This is a genomic window from Paenibacillus tianjinensis, from assembly GCF_017086365.1.
Taxonomy (GTDB): domain Bacteria; phylum Bacillota; class Bacilli; order Paenibacillales; family Paenibacillaceae; genus Paenibacillus_AQ; species Paenibacillus_AQ tianjinensis.
The window spans coordinates 6151057-6168260 of the sequence record NZ_CP070969.1 but is presented as its reverse complement, the minus strand read 5'-3'; the positions used below and the strand labels follow the sequence as shown (position 1 = coordinate 6168260).

Sequence of the window (17204 nt, the reverse complement as noted above, 5' to 3'; positions counted from 1 at the left end):
GAAAGGAGGTGAGTATCCATGCAAAAGAATCTTTCTCTGCAATTCGAAGAAATGGAAGCTGTAACAGCTCCGGACTGGAAGGACATCGCAATCGGTATTGGTATCGGTGTAGGTATCGGCGTAGCGCTGACTTAATTTGAAACGACCTGTTAGCTGACATTGAAAGGAGGTGAGTATCCATGCAAAAGAATCTTTCCCTGCAATTCGAAGAAATGGAAGCTGTAACGGCTCCGGACTGGAAGGACATCGCAATCGGTATTGGTATCGGTGTAGGTATCGGCGTAGCGTTGACTTAATCTGAAACGACCTGTTAGCTGACCTTGAAAGGAGGTGAGTATCCATGCAAAAGAATCTTTCCCTGCAATTCGAAGAAATGGAGGCTGTAACGGCTCCGGACTGGAAGGACATCGCAATCGGTATTGGTATTGGTGTAGGTATCGGCGTAGCGCTGACTTAATATCAGCAGCGGTAGTAACGGAGACAATGTTCACTTTATAACAAACAAAATTTATTTAATGGAGGAGAAGTTCATGATGAATCAAGCGCTGGCTTTGCAGTTTGAGGAAATGGAATCTGTTACAGCTCCGGGAGACGGTGCATTTTTGGCGGGTGTTGGCGTAGGTATTGCGATTATTACCGGTACGGCAATTGTGGTGTTGACCTAATTACGGAAATGGCCTGACCGGCTGTACTTACTAAATCCAATATGAGGAGAGAATCGAAGATGAATAATGGACTGGGTTTGCAAATGGAACTGCTGGAAGATGTTGCTGCACCGGGCAGCGGAAGAGATTTCTTTGAAGGCGTGGCCGTTGGAGTGACCATCGCTGGAGGCGTAGTCGCAGTTATTGCTTTGACCTAATAACAATTAATATTTCCTAAACCTTTGGGAAGCCTCTTCTGCTTGGAAAAGACGTATTCTGCCCGGGCAGGAGGGGGCCCCTATTATAAGCGGCTTGAGAGGGTGAGAGAGAATGGAATCTGTTACACATCTTGAATTTCATGAGACTGAAAACAACTATTTCTTAGTTCAACATATATCCAGCCACAGGTTTGTAAAGCTGGGCCTCCGGGAGACCGAGTTCCTGCGCTTTCTGTTAAGCGAAGCGGACGGAGAAGAATATTCGGGAACACTCACTGAGACTGAACGCGAATATATGACCGGGAAGTTTGCGGAGTGGGGCTTTCTGAGCCATCCCTCCGAAGCCGGGGAGTCGCCGGCAGCGCGCAAATGGAGCTGGAACTGGAAGATAGAGGATCTGACCGCGATCAAGTTTCTGACGGTTAACCCCGATGAGTGGCTGACCGCCCTGCGTCCGGTGATCCGGCGCCTGCTTCATCCGGTTACGATGGTCATCTACGTCTTGATCATTGCAACGGCTATGGGCCTGCTGGTTAATGACTCCTCCATACAGGCTATTCCACAGCTGGGTGCAGGCGGATACGTTCTGATTTATATTATGCTGCTGTTGACGACCGTTGTTCACGAGTGTGCTCACGGCATGGTGTGCATGCATTACGGAGGGCGTGTCACCAGGCTGGGAGCGATGCTCTTCTATTTCAGCCCGGCCATGTTCTGCGATGTTAGCGACACCTATACCTTCAAGAAGAAACGGCATAAACTGGCTGTTCTGTTCGCAGGTATATTCAGCCAATGGCTGATGACTTCCGTAGCGATGATTCTTTACTACAGCTTGAGTTACAACGGGATTAAAGTGCCGGTGCTGCTATATTACGGCCTGGCAAATCTGGGACTCAGTGTACTGAACATGCTCCCTCTGGTCAAGCTGGACGGGTATTGGATGCTTAGCCACGCCCTTGGCATCGTGAATCTCCGCTCCAAGGCATTCGCCCTTCTGTTCAAAGGATTGGTGCCGCGGAAGAGGGCAGTCCAGTCAGCTCCAAGTATAGCGCCGTCAGGCGCAGGAAGGAAGGAGCGCTCCATATTGCTGGCTTACGGACTGCTCGCATCGCTGTTCACCCCATGCTTCTGGGGATGGGGAATATACAGTATCCAGCAGCGGCTGTACTCCCTGATAGGGGCAGTGAGCTTCATAGTGACCGGAGTATTATGTCTGGTTCTGCTCTACCATGCAGCCAAGTTTGCGAAGAAGCTCGCTAGCGGGGTATAGAAGGCAAGTTAATGTGAAGAAAGGTGGACTACACAATGACACTTGAAGTTAAACAATTGGTCAAAACGTATGGCGAGACAAAGGTACTGCACGGGATATCCCTGAAGGCTGCCTCGGGCAAGGCGTTCGGGCTGCTCGGCGGCAATGGTGCCGGCAAGACGACGACCATCCGCTCGATTCTCGGCCTGCTTGATTATGATGCAGGCGAGGTACAGTGGGAAGGGATGCCGATCACAGCCAACCGCCCCCGCATCGGTTACTTGCCTGAGGAACGGGGATTATACCCGAAGGAGAAGGTCAGTGAGCAGCTTGTGTATTTTGCCAGACTGGAGGGCATGAGCCGGGCCGGAGCCATCCAGGCCATGAGGCGCTGGCTGGAGCGTCTGGGAATTGAGGAATATGAGCACAAAAAAGTAGAGCAGCTCTCCAAAGGAAATCAGCAGAAGGTCCAGATTATTTCCGCCCTGCTGCATGACCCTGAGCTGATCATTCTGGATGAGCCGTTTAGCGGACTGGATCCCGTAAATTCCGAATTGCTGGCCTCTGTGGTCAAGGAGCTGATTGGTCATGGAAAAACACTGATTTTCTCCAGTCACCAGATGGGCCATGTGGAGCAATTCTGCGAGGACATCTGCATCCTGAAGCGGGGACGGATGATGGTATCCGGTAATCTGATGGATATTAAACGTTCATATGGCCGAACGAATCTTCTGCTTAGAAGTGAGCGCGACCTGTTGCCCCATCTGGTGTCCTACGGGCTGCCGGCGGAACGGATATCTGTAAGTGCCCATGAATGGCAGCTGGAAATTGCCCATGAGGAGCAGGGGAATCAGCTGCTTCAGCAGCTGACCAGAGACGGGATTAACCTGCTGAAGTTCGAGATTAAGGAACCTACGCTCCATGAGATCTTTATTGAAAAGGTAGGTGAAGTATCATGAGACAATTCGGGCTGGTATTTACCTATTCCTTCATGGAACGCCTGCGTTCCAAGGCCTTCAAAATCATGACGGTGATTATGATTGTGCTGCTGGCTGCGCTGATCATCCTGCCTAAATTCCTCAGTACTGCAGCTGAGACGACAGACGGCGATATTGTAATTCTCGATCAGACCGGCATCGTGCACAATACCGACGGCTTTAAGGAACAGGTATCAGACTCTTATACGTGGCGGGTCATTCAGGGGGCCGATCTGGCTGCCGAGCAGGCTAGACTGGAGAAAGAGGATGAAGTGCTGGGGATTGTAACCATCACGGAGGAGAATCATCAGCCGGTGCTTACCGTGACAGTCAACAAAAAGGATGATTCCTCGGCTTATCTGGGCCAGCTGAATTATTACGTCCAGAATCTGTATACAATGTCCCAGCTGGAGCGGCTGGAGCTGAATCAGGCGGACAAGGAGCGGGTTACTGCCTCGCTGAAGGTACAGATCGAAGAACTGAAGGCCGGCAGTAAATCGATTACGACCACCTATATGCCGATTTATCTCATTACTTTCTTGCTCTATTTCCTTATTTATCTGTACGGCGGAAATGTCGCTACATCTGTCTCAGTGGAAAAGGGCTCGCGGGTAAAAGAAATTCTAATTACCAAGGTGAAGCCGACCCAGCTGTTATTCGGTAAAGTACTGGGCGTCGGGCTTGCCGGACTGCTGCAGTTTGCCATCATTATCGGTGCAGCCTGCCTGATGCTTTCGGTTAACGGGGGTGGCACGGACATAGAGCTGCTTGGTTTTCAGCTTGACTTCACCTTCCTTGATGTTAAAACAATCGTGGTGCTGAGCATCTTCTTCATCTTGGGCTATTTCTTCTATGCTGCATTGTTCGCCGCTGCCGGTTCGCTTGTCAGCCGCAGTGAGGAGATTAACCAGGTGACGCTGCCGGTATCCCTGCTGTTGATGGGAGCGCTTGTGCTTGCTGTGTTCAGCATGATGAATGTGGATGGATCGCTTGCGACGATTACTTCCTATATCCCGTTCTTTACCCCATTTGTGATGTTTGCCCGGGTAGGAATGTCCGATCCGAGTCTGATGGAAATCTCCGTTTCAATTGGTATCCTGCTGATTACTACGCTTGCCGCATGCTGGCTGTCAGCCAAAATCTATCAGATCGGTGTACTGCTCTACGGTCAAAAGCCGAGTCCTAAGCTGATCTACAAAGCAATGAGATCTTTATAAAAAAGAGGAGGGATCGTATGGCGCTTGATTGGATTGCCAAGGAGCCGGATTATATGCTTCGTTCGCATACTGAGGATGCTCAGGTCCATACCGGCAGGGAGCTGACCGGCCAGTGGACACTTGTTACAGGGGCCAGCCGGGGGATTGGTGCGGAGATTGCCCTTCAATTCGCCCGGGCCGGCTCCGATCTGGTGCTGACGGAGCTGCCGCAGCTGATGGATCAGCTGCTGGAATTTGCCCGAAAGCTGGAGGAAGAGCATGGGGTCGAGGTAAAGTGTGAAAGCCTGGACCTTCGCGATATCGCGGGAATTGAGGCCTGCATCAGTGCTATGGAGCAGCAGGGTGTGGAGCTTAGTTATCTGATTAACAATGCCGGAGTAAACCTGTTGTCACCGGCCCTTCATTTGTCGCAGGAGGATTGGGATTTCGTCGTCGACACCAATTTGAAGGGCACCTTCTTTCTTACCAGAGAGGCTGCAAAAAGCATGGTCAGGAAGAAACGCGGCTCCATTGTCATGATTGCCTCGCAGCACGGTGTTGTCGGCAATGAGAACCGGGCACCTTACTGTGCCAGCAAGGCGGGAGTGATTCATCTGACCAAGGCGCTGGCTATCGAGTGGGCGAAGTACGGAATTCGGGTAAATGCGGTGTCACCTACATTTGTAATCACGGATGCCAATGAGCAGCTGATCCAGGACCCGCATTTTCAGCGTTCGAATATGCCGAAGGTGCCGCTTCGGAAGTTTGCTCGTCCTGAGGACGTGGCGCAGGCCGCATTTTTCCTGGCTACGGACGGGGCAGGGATGATTACAGGCCATAATCTTGTTGTCGATGGCGGATGGACCATTATATAAACTGCAAATGAAGGAGGCAGAAGCCCATGTATTTCGGAGTTTTTCAGGAATTGCGTAATTTGAATATGCCGGGCAGTGTTGATTTTGATCTGTACGAGGGCTATTATTCTGAATTTTACGAGGCGGTTACCGGCCGGACGGATTATGATATTGCACTCATTCTGGAGCAGGCGGGGAAGCTGGCGGAAGGGCGCAAGGTACTCGAGCTTGCCTGCGGGTCTGGCAGAATATTAATGCATCTGGCCAACCGCGGATTCAGTGTAACCGGCTTGGACCTGTCTGAAGACATGCTGAAGATTTGCCGGAAGAAGCAGGCCCAGTTGCCTGCCCGGTTAAGCAGCCGGATTGAGACGGTGCAGGGTGATATGACGGATTTCAAGCTGGGTGAACGGTTTCCGCTGATTGTGCTGTCTGCTACAAGTATCAGTCTGCTGAGAGAATTACATGATTTCAAGCGGATGCTGGGGACGGTAGAGCGGCATCTGGAGCCGGGTGGACGGTTCATTTTCGATTATGTGCTGTCTAATCAGAGCCACAATTCCGATTACCGCGGCGGAAGAATTAATAGTGTTACGCTCAACCTGGGTCCTGACCACAAGCAATTCGTCCTGATCGGGGAAGAGGAGAACCTGCAGCAGCAGAGCGCCGTTATGAATTTTTATGCCGAAGTGATCCAGAACGGGGAGACCAAACGGATTTTCGGTTCTACCTTCAAAAAGTTTTTTGCTGAAGAGGCTATTCTGCAGGCGATTGAAGAGTCTGCGTTCCGCATTGCAGAGTCGCATATGTACAAACTGGAAGGCGACGAGAATGTGAGATGTCTTGTCCTGGAGAGAGAGGCGGATTCGTATGAGCAAGATCACGATCTTGTGCACTGAAGACGGCATCAATTCCGGGGACCCCATCGAGGCGCTGCTCAGCGGACTCGGTGTTCAGGTCAATAAGGTGAATCAATTTTCGGAGGTAAGTGCAGATGCGGAGCTCGTCATTGTGCTGCAGGCAGAGCAATGGGGGGAAGACTTCAACCGCTATGCGCTGGAGCATCACATCACCTGGCTGCCCGTCAGATTCTCGCATTCCGCCGGAAGAATCGGCCCCATTCTCATTCCCGGCTGCTCGGCATGCTATGAATGCGTCCTGCGCCGGGAACGCTCCCACGGCATGAGACCCCTGGAGCCGCGAAACGCCATCTTCGACTTGTCCTGGTCGGTGCTGAGCGGCATCATTGCAACAGAGGCGGCAAAATGGATCTCACGCCACACCAGCAGCTTTCCGCCGTTGTCTTTGGGCCATGTGCTTGATTTCGATGCCTTTCATCTGCAGGGAGAGATTAATCCCGTATATAAACTCCCAACCTGCCCCTGCTGCGGCATGAGACATGAGCCGAGGCTTGCCGCGCAGCCCTGGCGCGAAGCCGGGCTGGTGCTTGAATCATGAGCCGCCGGCTGGTAAGCCGCTCGGGAGGGAGCTCAGCCGGCGGCTATGCTGAGTCCTTTCCCGGCAGGCAGGATACTCTGCCGGATTACCTGCGCAAGGCCATCAGCCCCCATGGGGGAATGGTAAAGGGCTTGATGAATATAAGCCCGGATCCCGGAGATCCGGCGTTATACTTAAGCCTTGCTGCCCCCGCCAATCCGAAATTTTTGGCGGAAGGCCAGCATGGCCTGATTGATTTTTTTGCCAGCGGAATGGGATTTACGCTGGAGGAAGCAAGTGTGTCGGCCGTTGCAGAAGCAATCGAACGCTACTGCGCTGCTTATGTTATCCCGGAGCGCCTGCAGCTGGCGTCCTGGCAGGAGCTGGGGGATCGCGCGCTCCATCCGGATGAGCTGCCGCTCTTCACGAAGGAGCAATATGAGCAATGGCAGTTCCCGTACCGGCCATTTACCGAGCATACCCGGGTACGCTGGGTTGAGGGGTACAGCCTCACCGCGAACAAGCGGAAATGGGTGCCTGCGGCTGTCGCCTGGGACGCCTATCTCCCCCAGAGCGCAGAGGAAGAAGCCATTTGCTTCGGCCTGATGACTGGTTCTGCTGCCGGGGCGACGCTTGAGCAGGCGATGATTAGCGGCTTGCTGGAGATCATTGAGCGGGATGCTTTTATGATCATGTGGTATAACTCGCTGTCTCTGCCGCGGCTGGACATCCGCCATTCGGCCATTGCCCGTCCGTTTCAGGAGCTGCTGGACCGGAACAGGTTTGAGCTTACGGTTATGGATACGACCAGTGACCTCGGCATTCCCTCTGTATTCGGGCTGCTTATGACCCGGGACGGTAAAGTATCGGTCGGCGGCTCGGCGAGACTGTCGATGGAAGGCGCAATCGGTAAGGCGCTGATGGAGATCAGCCAGCTGTTCATCGGCAACAAGATGCAGATCTATTCCAAGAGCATCCCGTCGCTTCTGCCGCATCAGGTCACTGATTACGGTCTGAGGCTGCCGTACTATGAACAGCCCTTTGCCTATGAGGAGCTGATGTTTACCGCTGCTTCCTCTGCGGTAAGAAGCGTGCCGCCCCCGTCCCCGATCTCTGAAGGTAGTGAGGCGGAGCAGCTTGAGTATCTTGTGAATCAATTTGCCAAGCAGGGTTTGGAAGTGCTGTGCGTTGATCTAACCACAGACGATGTGCGGGAACTGGGGATGCATGTCGTTAAAATGATTGTTCCGGGGACGGTCCAGCTGCCTCGCAGCGAGAATGAAAGGCTGATCACCAGCAAGCGGATCTATGAGACGCCGGTGAAGCTGGGACTGCGGGCCGGCGCCATCTCACCGCAGCAGTTGAACTGCAGCCCACATCCGTTTCCATGACGTACAGCGGCTCTTATAACGAGAAGAAGGATGTGTCATGCATGCCAATCAAATATATGGACTGGAGATCAGACCAGGATATCAATGACGAGCATCTGGCGATGACCTATCATCAGAACTCTAATCATTATCCGCAGCTCGAGGTGCTCACCCGGGCAAGAATGAAAATGCTGCGCAATCTGTTTACACAGATGAACGGGGCGGTCACTCCGGCCAAGCGGTATTTCGGCGCAGAGCGGACCGGGCTGGAGAGAATCGATCCGCAGAAGCATCCGGTGATGGCGAAGCTTGCTGCAGGGATAGCCCAAGGGAATGACTCCAGGCTGCCGTTTTGGGATTACGGGCATTTACAGCAATGGGGGACGGCAGAGCAGCTGGACTCGCTTGATTTATATTTTGTATCCAAGAACCGGGTTAGCGGCCGGTATGAGGTTTTTTATTGCAGTCCTTCCGGGCATTTTGTCGATTATGTCAAAGAAGAAGCGGACTCCGGCTGGGTGCAGCTCCTGTTTACAACAGAACTAGACGTTCGCGACGGGGATTTGGCTGTCTTTATCTCTGCCAATCTGCAGCGGAGCAACCGGCTGTTCGGAGAACGCGGATACCGGCTCTCCTTGCTTGAGGGCGGCCGGTGGACAGAGCGTCTGGTCTCCTTGTCCCAGGAACAGGGGGTGCCGCTTGTTCCGGTCATGACCTTTTATGATAAGGCCGCCCACGAGCTGCTTGGACTTGACGGATATTACGATGTGATCTTGGCCAGTCTCATATACCGGGAGGAGAAGTAGGGATGCTTGAATACCAGTTTGTGAGAATTGATTAGGGCTTCGGGACGGCGAATTACTTCGAGCTGATTTTTGAACGGGAAGTCCGGGCCAAGTAACGCGGACAGCAGAGCGGGGAGCGAGGAAGAATGAGATATTTGCCGATATCGTTAGCACCGCAATCCAGTGAGCCGATCTATGTGCAAATCCGGGAACAGCTTCGCCATCTGATTGCCGGCGGAATACTGCCGGATGGCGAACCCCTGCCGTCATTACGGGAATTAGCAGAGCAATTGGCCTGCAGCCTGGTGACTGTCCGCCGGGTGTATGCCGATCTGGAGCGGGAAGGGCTGCTATCGGTACGAAGAGGAATCGGCACCTTTGTCAAAGCAGATTCGATTGAGGATGTCCGTGACTTATGTCGGGTGCAGGTTGAACACAATCTCGCCGAAGCTGTTAGATTGGGGCGGCTGTACGGCATGCCCGATGAAGAAATTGTGTTTATGCTTGATGATCAGCTGCGAAGCGGCCCTACGAGAGAGGTCTAGATAAGCCGGCTTACCCCCTGACTAGGAGGTGGAGCCGGCTTTTTTTATATTTTCATCATTAATACGGAAGGTGATATTTTATAGATATGGAATATATTATATTGCGGGTTTTTTAATGATGATGAGGCGGGGGGACAGAGAGTGGAGCAATTGGTGGATAGACTGGAGTCGGAGCTGCGGGAGGCCCTGAGATGCTATTTCAGTGTTCCGGAGCTCTACGGACATGCCTTGGCATGTCTTGAAGATAAACTGCAGGAAGCGATGCTCTTCGGCAAAATGACGGTGCTTCATTACCGGATGTTCAAAGGCGAGGATATGAAGGATATCTACAAAGCGGCTGCAGCGGTTGAACTAATGATTCTGAGTCTGGATATTATTGATGATATTCAGGATCAGGATAACGGCAAAATGGCCTGGAACCAGCTTCCCCCGGGAATCGCCTTAAATATAGGCATAGGCATGCTGTCCCTGTCTGGCCAGATGATGCTGTCTACCGGTTTCTCAGCCGAACGGCGGCAACTGGCAGCTCAGCTCATCCATCAGGGGATCATTACGGCGGTGAACGGGCAGATGACGGATTTGGTTAACAATGTGCAGACGGAAGAGGATTATATCCGGATGGTAACGCAAAAATCGGCAGCGCTGCTGGTTACCGCGGCCATGATCGGTACGGTCCTGGCAACGGGAGAATGGCGCGAGGAAGTTAAACGATATGCGGAGGAGCTGGGAATCGCCGCCCAGATCAAAAATGATATCCGGGATCTGCTGAATTGGGACGACAAAAATGATTTCCTGAACCGGAAAAAGACGCTGCCGACATTATATTTGCTGGAGGCCGTAGCCGGTGAGGAGGAGTGGATCACCGATTATTTTGAGGGCAGGCTTGATTTCGCAGATGTGGCGGATCGCCGGCAGGAGCTGGAGCAGATTATCGCCTCGACGGGTACCCTGATCTACACCTCTTTTCGGATGAGGACGCATTATTATCGTTATCTGGAATATGTCGAGCAGCTGAACCCTACCCCTTACTGGAAAGATATGATGTTATCCTTTGCCGAATAAATGCTAGGAATACGCACCGCAATTTTGCAGTTCTACCACGCAACATACCGCAATTCGATTTGCGTGAAATACTGGACTGGTTATCGTTTCCATTCTCTGAAATGGCCTGTATATTGGGATTAAGAGAAATAATCTCTTAACAACAATCCAAGTGGAGGGATTTGGAATGGTAAAAGAAATGTTCCAGAATATGATGAGCAACTCCGGAGAATGGATGAATGGCAATCGGGGGCAACTCCAATTGGCGGGTATGAGCGCATTGGAGCAGAGAGCACTTATGGATGTACTCAAAGCAAAAGATGAGATGACCGAGAATCCGATGCGTATTGGACTCTGGGGCTAAACTATAAAATGTTGTAACTCAATAGATAGAGAGGGACTATATTGAAACATCGTCTGAAGATTACGGTTTGTATCCTGCTGTTGTTTCTGGTCACCGGTTATTTCACCAATTTTGTGTACACTCATCCGTATGTCGGAGTAATGGTGACGGAGAATAATGAGGGGCAGATTATAGTATCAGAGAGTTCTCCGCAGAAATATTGGGGGTTCGGGAAAATATATACCGGCGATCAGATCGTGGAGGTAAATGGCCAGCCGGCGCAGGATTATTATCCGATCCGTATGTTCGACTCGCTGGAACAGGCGTCATCCATTGCTCTGGACCGGACAGGGCCGGACGGAGTAGTAAAGCGGGTAACCTTTGAGGTTAGCCCGCAATTACCCAGAAACGAGCTGTTAACCCATTTAATATTCCCATGGTTGGCGCTACTGATGTTCTCGGGACTCTCTATCGTGATATACCGCAGGAAGAAGTCGGACCCGGCGGCGATTCAGCTTATCTTATTCTTCTTATCCATAGGATTGGCCTACTTCAGTTCCTTTTCTTCAGGACGGGCTAATCCTGTGGGGATGATAATCTTATATTTTTCTATGTCCTCTGTCCCCATATTTTTTATTCAGTTTCTGAAATTGTATCTTGAAAGCTATCAGGAAATGCTTACAGGCCGCTTCACTATGCGGATTTTCTATCTCCTTATATCCGCCATCAATATCATAGAAATCACTAGGGTGTTCTACAGAAGCAGGTTGGGCGATTATAATTCGGGATTGATGTTATTCTACTTTGCCGGAATCAATATTTATATTGTGATTAGGCTGATTCAGAAGTTCGCCCTGCATCGCAAACAGAACAGTCCGATGCGTTCCCTGTTCAAATTTATTTTAATCGGCCATGTCTCGGGGTTCGCTCCGTTTATCTTTTTATTTGCCATTCCGCAATTGTTTGGGTTGGCGTTTATGTCGGCGGAAATTTCCGCGATCTTTCTGTTAATTATTCCTTTCGTCTATTTGTACATGTTCACGACGAAGCAGCTGTTTGACGTTGATTTTCTGCTGAGCCGTTTTTTTTACTATGCAGGCATTGCCTTTTTTCCGACAATCGCCATTTCAGTGCTCGCCTCACTTCTGTTGACCCAGCATAATCAATTTTGGGTTAGATGGGGGCAGCTGTTCCTTGTTTCTTATTTGCTTATTATTCTGATGCTGTTCCTGAAGGAATACGCCGATTTGAAGCTGCGGCCAAGCCTGAATAAGGATATGCATAATTTTCAGGGGAGCCTCGGCCGCTTCTCGGCCAGGATATCGCGCGTCATGAAGCTTGCGGATCTGGAACGGGTGCTGGAGCAGGAAATTTACCAGGTGCTGCCGGTGAAAAAAGCTGTTTTTGTTACGGTCGATACGAACCGGCTGCAGGAGCTGTCGCTGAGTGAACCGCTGGACGGTATCCGGGACTCGTTGATCGCCGCTATCCAGTCTGCTGCAGGAAAGCTGGATGTGGGTACGATTTTCAGTCTGGAACGCGGAATTGGTGTCGTTGCGGGAAAGAAGCTCAATCGGCTGCATATCCTGTGGCTGGACGACAAGGGAAGCCGGACCAAATACAATTTGGATGAATTGGCCTGGCTGCGGACGCTTGCCAACTACAGCGCGATTGTCTATGAGAACTTATATTTGGTGGAGAGCCTGGTGGAAGAGCTGGAGGCCGAATTCCGCAAAAAGAATGGAAATGCTTCATCGCCTTGGCTTTCCAGGCTAATCTTTACGCTGTCTGAGAAGGAGCGGCGGAAGCTTGCCTCCGATCTGCATGACTCCGCACTTCAGGACCAGCTGATCTGGTACCGCAACCTGGAGTCGGCTATGCTTGACCATGAAATGGAACCGGAGCTGCACCAGAAGCTGGACAATATCAAGGAAGGGTTGCTTGATGTCATTCACCAGATCCGTGAGACCTGCAATGAGCTGAGGCCTCCATTGCTTCAGGAGATGGGGATTGTCGAAGCCTTGCGGGGATTGTTCGAGCAGGCCCAGATCCGGTCTGATTTTGTAGTTGATTTTCACCCGGGAACGTTTACGGCCGATATTAATGACGATCAGCTGCTTACCCTTTACCGGATTGTCCAGGAGCTGCTGCGTAACGCCAGCAAGCATGCCAAAGCATCCACCATTAGGATAGCACTCGGGCAGGAAGGTAATCACAATATCCTGCTTACTTATAAAGATAATGGAATCGGGCTCAAGCTGGAGGAATTGCAGGATTCCTATCACCATATGGGCTTATCGGGCATCAAAGAACGGGTAAACAGTCTGGAAGGTGATATCACATTCAAGTCAGCGCCGGGTCAAGGACTGGAAGTACGGATTATCCTGCCGCTGGATTCAGCAAGATTGAGTCAGGAAGCATAGTGAAAGCAAGGAGGAGACAGGATGGTACGGATTTTACTGGTAGACGATCATCCTTCCGTTGGTGAAGGAACTAAAAATATGATTGAGCAGGACCCCGATATGCAAGTCACGGTACTGATATCGGCGATGGAAGCGCTGGAGCTGATTGAACAGGAGGAATTCGATGTCCTGTTATTTGATTTGAACATGCCTGTCATTAATGGCATCGAATTGACCAAGCGGATTATGCGGACCCGGCCTGACAGCCGAATTCTTATTTATACAGGGTACGAGATCAGCCCTAATTTTAATGTACTGGTGGAAGCAGGTGTCAGCGGTGTGGTTAGTAAGACATCTACGCGTGAACAATTATTGAATGCACTCCGCTGCGCCCTCCGGGACGAGGCTGTCATTCCGGTCTCCCTGCTGCGGCAGCTGCGGCGAAGAGATATTCGTCTTAATCAGGGCAGGGAAGAAAGGCTGATGGAGGAAGTTTCGATAAATGAGCGCGAACAGGAAATCCTTCAGGAGGTCTCAAGCGGAAGCAGCAACAAGGATATCGCAACCAAGCTGCTGATGAGCCAGCGGACCGTTGAGTATAACCTGACGCGTATTTTTGAGAAGCTGAATGTACGTTCAAGATCGGAAGCCATTGTGGAAGCGAGAAGACTGGGTCTGATCCGCACCGATGAGTTCCTTTAACGTAAAAGGGGGTGTCCCATAAGCCATAAGAAATGGCTGGGACACTCCTTCTTTTTGGAGTTGGATAGACGATTGTGCTTGGTGAGGACGCTCCGCGAACGAAACGTTGTTCCAATCGCTGATATGAACGAGACTGTCAAACGCAATAGTAACTCCTTCGTTTTTTTCTCATTCCCCTTTATGACAAAATGGGGTGAACAAGCTGAACTAGAAGGCAAAAGGTATCGACGGTGAGCAGTCTGATATTCGCGGATTTGGTATACCGCATGTTTTCCCTCCGTCTGCAGAAAGTACACCACGAACTGTTGACGTGCATCTTCACCTCTAAGGCTAGGCACATAGCGATTACGTGGATTCTCTCTTACGGCTTTTCTCTTTGCCTTCTAACTCAGCTTTTCAAACCTTTTATCTATTGGGGCTTGGGGATTTTTTTAACTCACAAACATTTTCCTCCGGCAGTTGTTTTTTGTCTTATCCCTGTCTTCTGGTTTCTTCGATTTCTCGAGCAACAGACCAAATAAACCCACTTAACTCCCTTGCTACAGCTACAATTGCTTTTCCACTAGGTTTCCCCTTGGATAGCATCGTCGTGTATTTTCGATGTAGTCGATGTTGTGCCTTCCAAGAAATCGACTGAATTTCAGGATCTTGGCCTTGCTGGCGCTTTTTTATCTCTCCCTGCAGTGCTGGTCTATAGCGATAGCTCCAAGCGGCTTCTACCAACAAGCGGCGAAGGTGAGTGTTCCCGGATTTTGTGATCTTTCCCTGCCATCGAGTCTGACCACTTGAATACTCTCGTGGAACTAAACCCGTGTAGCCCATAAATGCCTTCGCATTTCCAAATCGAGTGAATGAACATACCTCAGCTACGATACCTGTGGCTGTCGTTTCCGCAACTCCACGCAAGGTCTGAAGGGCTTGGATTAATGGAGCTTGGTAACCACTCGTAGCTTCTTTATGAATGGCTGCCTCAATCCGTTTGAGTCGTTCTTCATTTTCATCCATCTGAGATAACATTTCCTGCAGGACCAGACGCTGAGCGGCAAACTTTAGTTGAATACGCCCCAGCCATAGTCGATACTTCCTTGTCCAGCGCCGAATTGATTCCTCTGGTGAAAGATTGTGCCGAAGAAGAAACTTCCCGATTCGCTGCCGGATACGCGTTCGATCTTCCTTGATGTCTTCACGCATCCGAACCAAATCACGGAGAGCCTCTTCTTCCGGTGTAGGCACATGTACGCTTGTTAACTCACCTGCCCGAAGTAACTGAGCTAACCGCAAGGCATCTCGGCGATCTGTCTTCACCCGTTCTCCAGGGCGGCTTGGCATAAGGGATGGCGCAATGACAATGCAGTGGTATCCATGCGCGCTTAACAAGCGTACTAGCGGATATCCCGTTGGACCAGCTTCATAACAGATACTTAGTTCTTCAGGTTGGCCCAATTTTTTAAGTACCTTTAGAATCTGATATTCATTGTGAGGAACCATCCCCCAATATCGGGCACTTTCTCTGCCTTCGTCAGCAACGGCTACAGCAATTTTTTCTTTTGATACGTCTAATCCTACGTATTTCATGGCATCCTGCATAATACAGACTCTCCTTTGCAGTTTAGCTCTGCTTTTGGTTTTGGTTTAGCTCTACTACACCATTATTGCCAAAAGTAACCTAAGAAGTTGCAATTACGGGGAGTCTGTCTCGTTCATAATAACTGTTGTGTCCAGATTTTTTTCATTCTCCTTAGCGGTGAAAAGCCCGACACAAAGCTTCCCGTTATGACCCGGGCCGATTGCTTAGGCGGAATGTTGCCGATGGGCTTGCTTGGCTATTCATTCGCCTCTTGCAGTACTTCTGTTCCTCCCGCTGCCATGAACTCCTTAACGAACATCCCAAACTCCTCTATCGGCCGTTCTCCCGTGATAAAAGCGATATAGGCCTCGTTTCTAAGCTGAATAAGCTCAGGACCGTTCCTGACCAGTGCAGGAGTGGCAACCTCCAGGGCGTTGTAGATTCCGTCCTGATCCAGCCCCAGGGATGAAGCCCACTGCTCTCTCCGGTCTGCAGGCATGACCGGTATTGTCATGCCTATATTCGTGCCGATCGTATTCTGATAACTGAAGGTCTGGTCATAGGGAGGCAGCAGGACGATCTCCTTCTTGGCGCTTCCTGCCCATGCCCAATGCGTCCCCTGAACCCCGTATTTCATCGCGGCATCTGTATCCGGGTCGGGATTCGCGCTGACGTAGTCCAGAATCTGCAGGATGGCCGCAAGCTTGCCCGGCTCGCTAGCGGCATTCGCGCCGACCGCCGTGAAGCTCATCAGCATGTCGTAGGCTTTGGAGCCGCGTTTGCCCTCCGGTCCGCTAAAGGGCCGGCCGAAGACAATCCGGGCCTGCGGATTCTTGGCAGTTAATTCCTTCACATTAAAAGTGGCCTTCACCGGGACCTCTTGGGCCTTCTTCTGGCCATCATAGCTCCAGGTCATGTAATCACCATCCTGAATCCAGTGATAGTAATTGCCCATAGAGGTCATGCCGATCCGGCCATTGATAAAGGCATGGGACAGATGCTTGTAGCCGCCCTTGTTCTCCCCGGTGATAAACTCCGGATCAATCACCCCGTCCCGGTACCATTTGCGGAGATAGTGCAGAGCTTCCTTCATTTCCGGCTCCAAAGCGCCAATGACCAGCTGCTCATCCTTCTTCCCGAAGTAGAGCTGATCGGTAAAGACCATCTGTCCGAATGCGCCGAAGACCACATTCATTCCTTCCAGAGACAAGCCGTAGGTATCCTTGATGCTGTTGCCGTCGGGGTCTTCATTCGCGAAGGCGTAGATGATCTTCTCGAAATCAGACAGCGTCTGTGGCACCTGTAGGCCAAGCTTGTCCAGCCAATCCTGCCGGTAGACTACAGGAACCCGGTAGATATTAGTAGGATTGACGACAGGGATGCCGTAATACTTACCGTCGATCACGCCAAAGTCCTGGTAAGCAGGCGCATATTTCCGGATAGCTCTCATGATATTAGGCGCATACGTGTTCAGGATCTCTCTGGGGATTTCGGCGATCAGGCCCTGCTGCTGATAGTTCAGCAGATCCTGAGTCTGTCTGACCCGGAACAGATCCGGGACGGAACCCTGGACCAGCTTCAAATTAAGGAGCGTCTCGTATTTATTGTTCGCCAGATTCCAGATGTCCAGATTTACCTTGAATTTCTCCTCCACGTACCTCACCATCTCCGCATCTTCGGGCACCGGCAGGTTCTGATGCATCGTCCAGGAGATCGTGTACCTGGGGGCGGCCGAAGCTGGAGCGTCCGGAGGCTCCTGTGCAGCCGACCGCCAGTCCTGCAGTCGGGTGCAGCCGCTGCTTAAACTGAGGACAAGCAGAACCAAAGGCATGGCCATTAAGGCGGCATAACGCCGGAATGTGTTTTTTATCATG

General features: G+C 51.2%; 20 protein-coding genes. 18 read left to right on the top strand and 2 right to left on the bottom strand.

Features of this window, described 5'->3' with window-relative positions:
* Positions 1–18: 18 nt before the first annotated feature.
* The 18 genes from JRJ22_RS29600 to JRJ22_RS28475 all read left to right on the top strand — a co-directional run bounded on the left by JRJ22_RS29600 (position 19) and on the right by JRJ22_RS28475 (position 13763).
* Positions 19–135, top strand: coding sequence for a daptide-type RiPP (locus JRJ22_RS29600; RefSeq protein ID WP_332461358.1), 117 nt, complete (start codon positions 19–21; stop codon positions 133–135).
* A 44-nt stretch (positions 136–179) separates the two neighbouring features.
* Positions 180–296, top strand: a complete 117-nt coding sequence (locus JRJ22_RS29595) for a daptide-type RiPP (protein ID WP_332461358.1) — start codon at positions 180–182, stop codon at positions 294–296.
* A gap of 44 nt (positions 297–340) precedes the next feature.
* Complete coding sequence (locus JRJ22_RS29590) at positions 341–457, top strand: daptide-type RiPP (protein WP_332461358.1); 117 nt, start codon at positions 341–343, stop codon at positions 455–457.
* A 73-nt stretch (positions 458–530) separates the two neighbouring features.
* On the top strand, positions 531–665 hold the full coding sequence (locus JRJ22_RS29510) for a daptide-type RiPP (RefSeq protein ID WP_269751863.1): 135 nt from the start codon (positions 531–533) through the stop codon (positions 663–665).
* A gap of 59 nt (positions 666–724) precedes the next feature.
* Positions 725–862, top strand: coding sequence for a daptide-type RiPP (locus JRJ22_RS28540; RefSeq protein ID WP_167347633.1), 138 nt, complete (start codon positions 725–727; stop codon positions 860–862).
* Positions 863–974: 112 nt separating this feature from the next.
* A complete protein-coding gene (gene mpaP / locus JRJ22_RS28535; protein WP_206102542.1) occupies positions 975–2132 on the top strand; it encodes a daptide biosynthesis intramembrane metalloprotease in 1158 nt (385 codons plus the stop codon).
* 35 nt (positions 2133–2167) lie between these two features.
* A complete protein-coding gene (locus tag JRJ22_RS28530) occupies positions 2168–3070 on the top strand; it encodes an ABC transporter ATP-binding protein (RefSeq protein WP_206102541.1) in 903 nt (300 codons plus the stop codon).
* Positions 3067–4305 carry an ABC transporter permease gene (locus JRJ22_RS28525; RefSeq protein WP_206102540.1) on the top strand — a complete coding sequence of 413 codons (1239 nt, stop codon included), beginning with the start codon at positions 3067–3069 and terminating at the stop codon, positions 4303–4305. The genes JRJ22_RS28530 and JRJ22_RS28525 overlap by 4 nt, the downstream gene beginning before the upstream one ends.
* A gap of 17 nt (positions 4306–4322) precedes the next feature.
* Positions 4323–5159, top strand: a complete 837-nt coding sequence (locus JRJ22_RS28520; protein WP_206102539.1) for an SDR family NAD(P)-dependent oxidoreductase — start codon at positions 4323–4325, stop codon at positions 5157–5159.
* 26 nt (positions 5160–5185) lie between these two features.
* A complete protein-coding gene (mpaM, locus tag JRJ22_RS28515) occupies positions 5186–6037 on the top strand; it encodes a daptide-type RiPP biosynthesis methyltransferase (protein ID WP_206102538.1) in 852 nt (283 codons plus the stop codon).
* The gene (locus JRJ22_RS28510) at positions 6009–6596 is read left to right on the top strand and encodes a TOMM precursor leader peptide-binding protein (RefSeq protein WP_206102537.1); all 588 of its coding nucleotides are present in this window, start codon (positions 6009–6011) and stop codon (positions 6594–6596) included. The genes mpaM and JRJ22_RS28510 overlap by 29 nt, the downstream gene beginning before the upstream one ends.
* Positions 6593–7966, top strand: coding sequence for a YcaO-like family protein (locus JRJ22_RS28505; protein ID WP_206102536.1), 1374 nt, complete (start codon positions 6593–6595; stop codon positions 7964–7966). The genes JRJ22_RS28510 and JRJ22_RS28505 overlap by 4 nt, the downstream gene beginning before the upstream one ends.
* 41 nt (positions 7967–8007) lie before the next feature.
* Positions 8008–8751 carry a nitroreductase family protein gene (locus JRJ22_RS28500; RefSeq protein ID WP_206102535.1) on the top strand — a complete coding sequence of 248 codons (744 nt, stop codon included), beginning with the start codon at positions 8008–8010 and terminating at the stop codon, positions 8749–8751.
* Between the two features lie 125 nt (positions 8752–8876).
* A complete protein-coding gene (locus tag JRJ22_RS28495) occupies positions 8877–9275 on the top strand; it encodes a GntR family transcriptional regulator (protein ID WP_206102534.1) in 399 nt (132 codons plus the stop codon).
* Between the two features lie 141 nt (positions 9276–9416).
* Positions 9417–10337 carry a polyprenyl synthetase family protein gene (locus JRJ22_RS28490; RefSeq protein ID WP_206102533.1) on the top strand — a complete coding sequence of 307 codons (921 nt, stop codon included), beginning with the start codon at positions 9417–9419 and terminating at the stop codon, positions 10335–10337.
* A gap of 166 nt (positions 10338–10503) precedes the next feature.
* The gene (gene comX / locus JRJ22_RS28485) at positions 10504–10680 is read left to right on the top strand and encodes a competence pheromone ComX (RefSeq protein ID WP_206102532.1); all 177 of its coding nucleotides are present in this window, start codon (positions 10504–10506) and stop codon (positions 10678–10680) included.
* Between the two features lie 41 nt (positions 10681–10721).
* Positions 10722–13082, top strand: coding sequence for a sensor histidine kinase (locus JRJ22_RS28480; protein WP_206102531.1), 2361 nt, complete (start codon positions 10722–10724; stop codon positions 13080–13082).
* Positions 13083–13103: 21 nt separating this feature from the next.
* The gene (locus tag JRJ22_RS28475; protein ID WP_206102530.1) at positions 13104–13763 is read left to right on the top strand and encodes a response regulator transcription factor; all 660 of its coding nucleotides are present in this window, start codon (positions 13104–13106) and stop codon (positions 13761–13763) included.
* Between the two features lie 471 nt (positions 13764–14234).
* Here the strand turns inward: JRJ22_RS28475 and JRJ22_RS28470 are convergent, their stop codons facing one another.
* On the bottom strand, positions 14235–15350 hold the full coding sequence (locus JRJ22_RS28470; RefSeq protein ID WP_206100438.1) for an IS110 family RNA-guided transposase: 1116 nt from the start codon (positions 15348–15350) through the stop codon (positions 14235–14237).
* A gap of 236 nt (positions 15351–15586) precedes the next feature.
* Entirely contained in the window at positions 15587–17203 is a 1617-nt protein-coding gene (locus tag JRJ22_RS28465) for a type 2 periplasmic-binding domain-containing protein (protein ID WP_206102529.1), read from the bottom strand.
* Between the last annotated feature and the right edge of the window lies 1 nt (position 17204).

Excerpts from the sequence above, each read along its gene's own strand:
- JRJ22_RS29600 (WP_332461358.1), top strand. The coding sequence starts at position 19 with ATGCAAAAGAATCTTTCTCTGCAATTCGAAGAAATGGAAGCTGTAACA.
- JRJ22_RS29595 (WP_332461358.1), top strand. The coding sequence starts at position 180 with ATGCAAAAGAATCTTTCCCTGCAATTCGAAGAAATGGAAGCTGTAACG.
- JRJ22_RS29590 (WP_332461358.1), top strand. The coding sequence starts at position 341 with ATGCAAAAGAATCTTTCCCTGCAATTCGAAGAAATGGAGGCTGTAACG.
- JRJ22_RS29510 (WP_269751863.1), top strand. The coding sequence starts at position 531 with ATGATGAATCAAGCGCTGGCTTTGCAGTTTGAGGAAATGGAATCTGTT.
- JRJ22_RS28540 (WP_167347633.1), top strand. The coding sequence starts at position 725 with ATGAATAATGGACTGGGTTTGCAAATGGAACTGCTGGAAGATGTTGCT.
- mpaP (WP_206102542.1), top strand. The coding sequence starts at position 975 with ATGGAATCTGTTACACATCTTGAATTTCATGAGACTGAAAACAACTAT.
- JRJ22_RS28530 (WP_206102541.1), top strand. The coding sequence starts at position 2,168 with ATGACACTTGAAGTTAAACAATTGGTCAAAACGTATGGCGAGACAAAG.
- JRJ22_RS28525 (WP_206102540.1), top strand. The coding sequence starts at position 3,067 with ATGAGACAATTCGGGCTGGTATTTACCTATTCCTTCATGGAACGCCTG.
- JRJ22_RS28520 (WP_206102539.1), top strand. The coding sequence starts at position 4,323 with ATGGCGCTTGATTGGATTGCCAAGGAGCCGGATTATATGCTTCGTTCG.
- mpaM (WP_206102538.1), top strand. The coding sequence starts at position 5,186 with ATGTATTTCGGAGTTTTTCAGGAATTGCGTAATTTGAATATGCCGGGC.
- JRJ22_RS28510 (WP_206102537.1), top strand. The coding sequence starts at position 6,009 with ATGAGCAAGATCACGATCTTGTGCACTGAAGACGGCATCAATTCCGGG.
- JRJ22_RS28505 (WP_206102536.1), top strand. The coding sequence starts at position 6,593 with ATGAGCCGCCGGCTGGTAAGCCGCTCGGGAGGGAGCTCAGCCGGCGGC.
- JRJ22_RS28500 (WP_206102535.1), top strand. The coding sequence starts at position 8,008 with ATGCCAATCAAATATATGGACTGGAGATCAGACCAGGATATCAATGAC.
- JRJ22_RS28495 (WP_206102534.1), top strand. The coding sequence starts at position 8,877 with ATGAGATATTTGCCGATATCGTTAGCACCGCAATCCAGTGAGCCGATC.
- comX (WP_206102532.1), top strand. The coding sequence starts at position 10,504 with ATGGTAAAAGAAATGTTCCAGAATATGATGAGCAACTCCGGAGAATGG.
- JRJ22_RS28475 (WP_206102530.1), top strand. The coding sequence starts at position 13,104 with ATGGTACGGATTTTACTGGTAGACGATCATCCTTCCGTTGGTGAAGGA.
- JRJ22_RS28470 (WP_206100438.1), bottom strand. The coding sequence starts at position 15,350 with ATGCAGGATGCCATGAAATACGTAGGATTAGACGTATCAAAAGAAAAA.
- JRJ22_RS28465 (WP_206102529.1), bottom strand. The coding sequence starts at position 17,203 with ATGATAAAAAACACATTCCGGCGTTATGCCGCCTTAATGGCCATGCCT.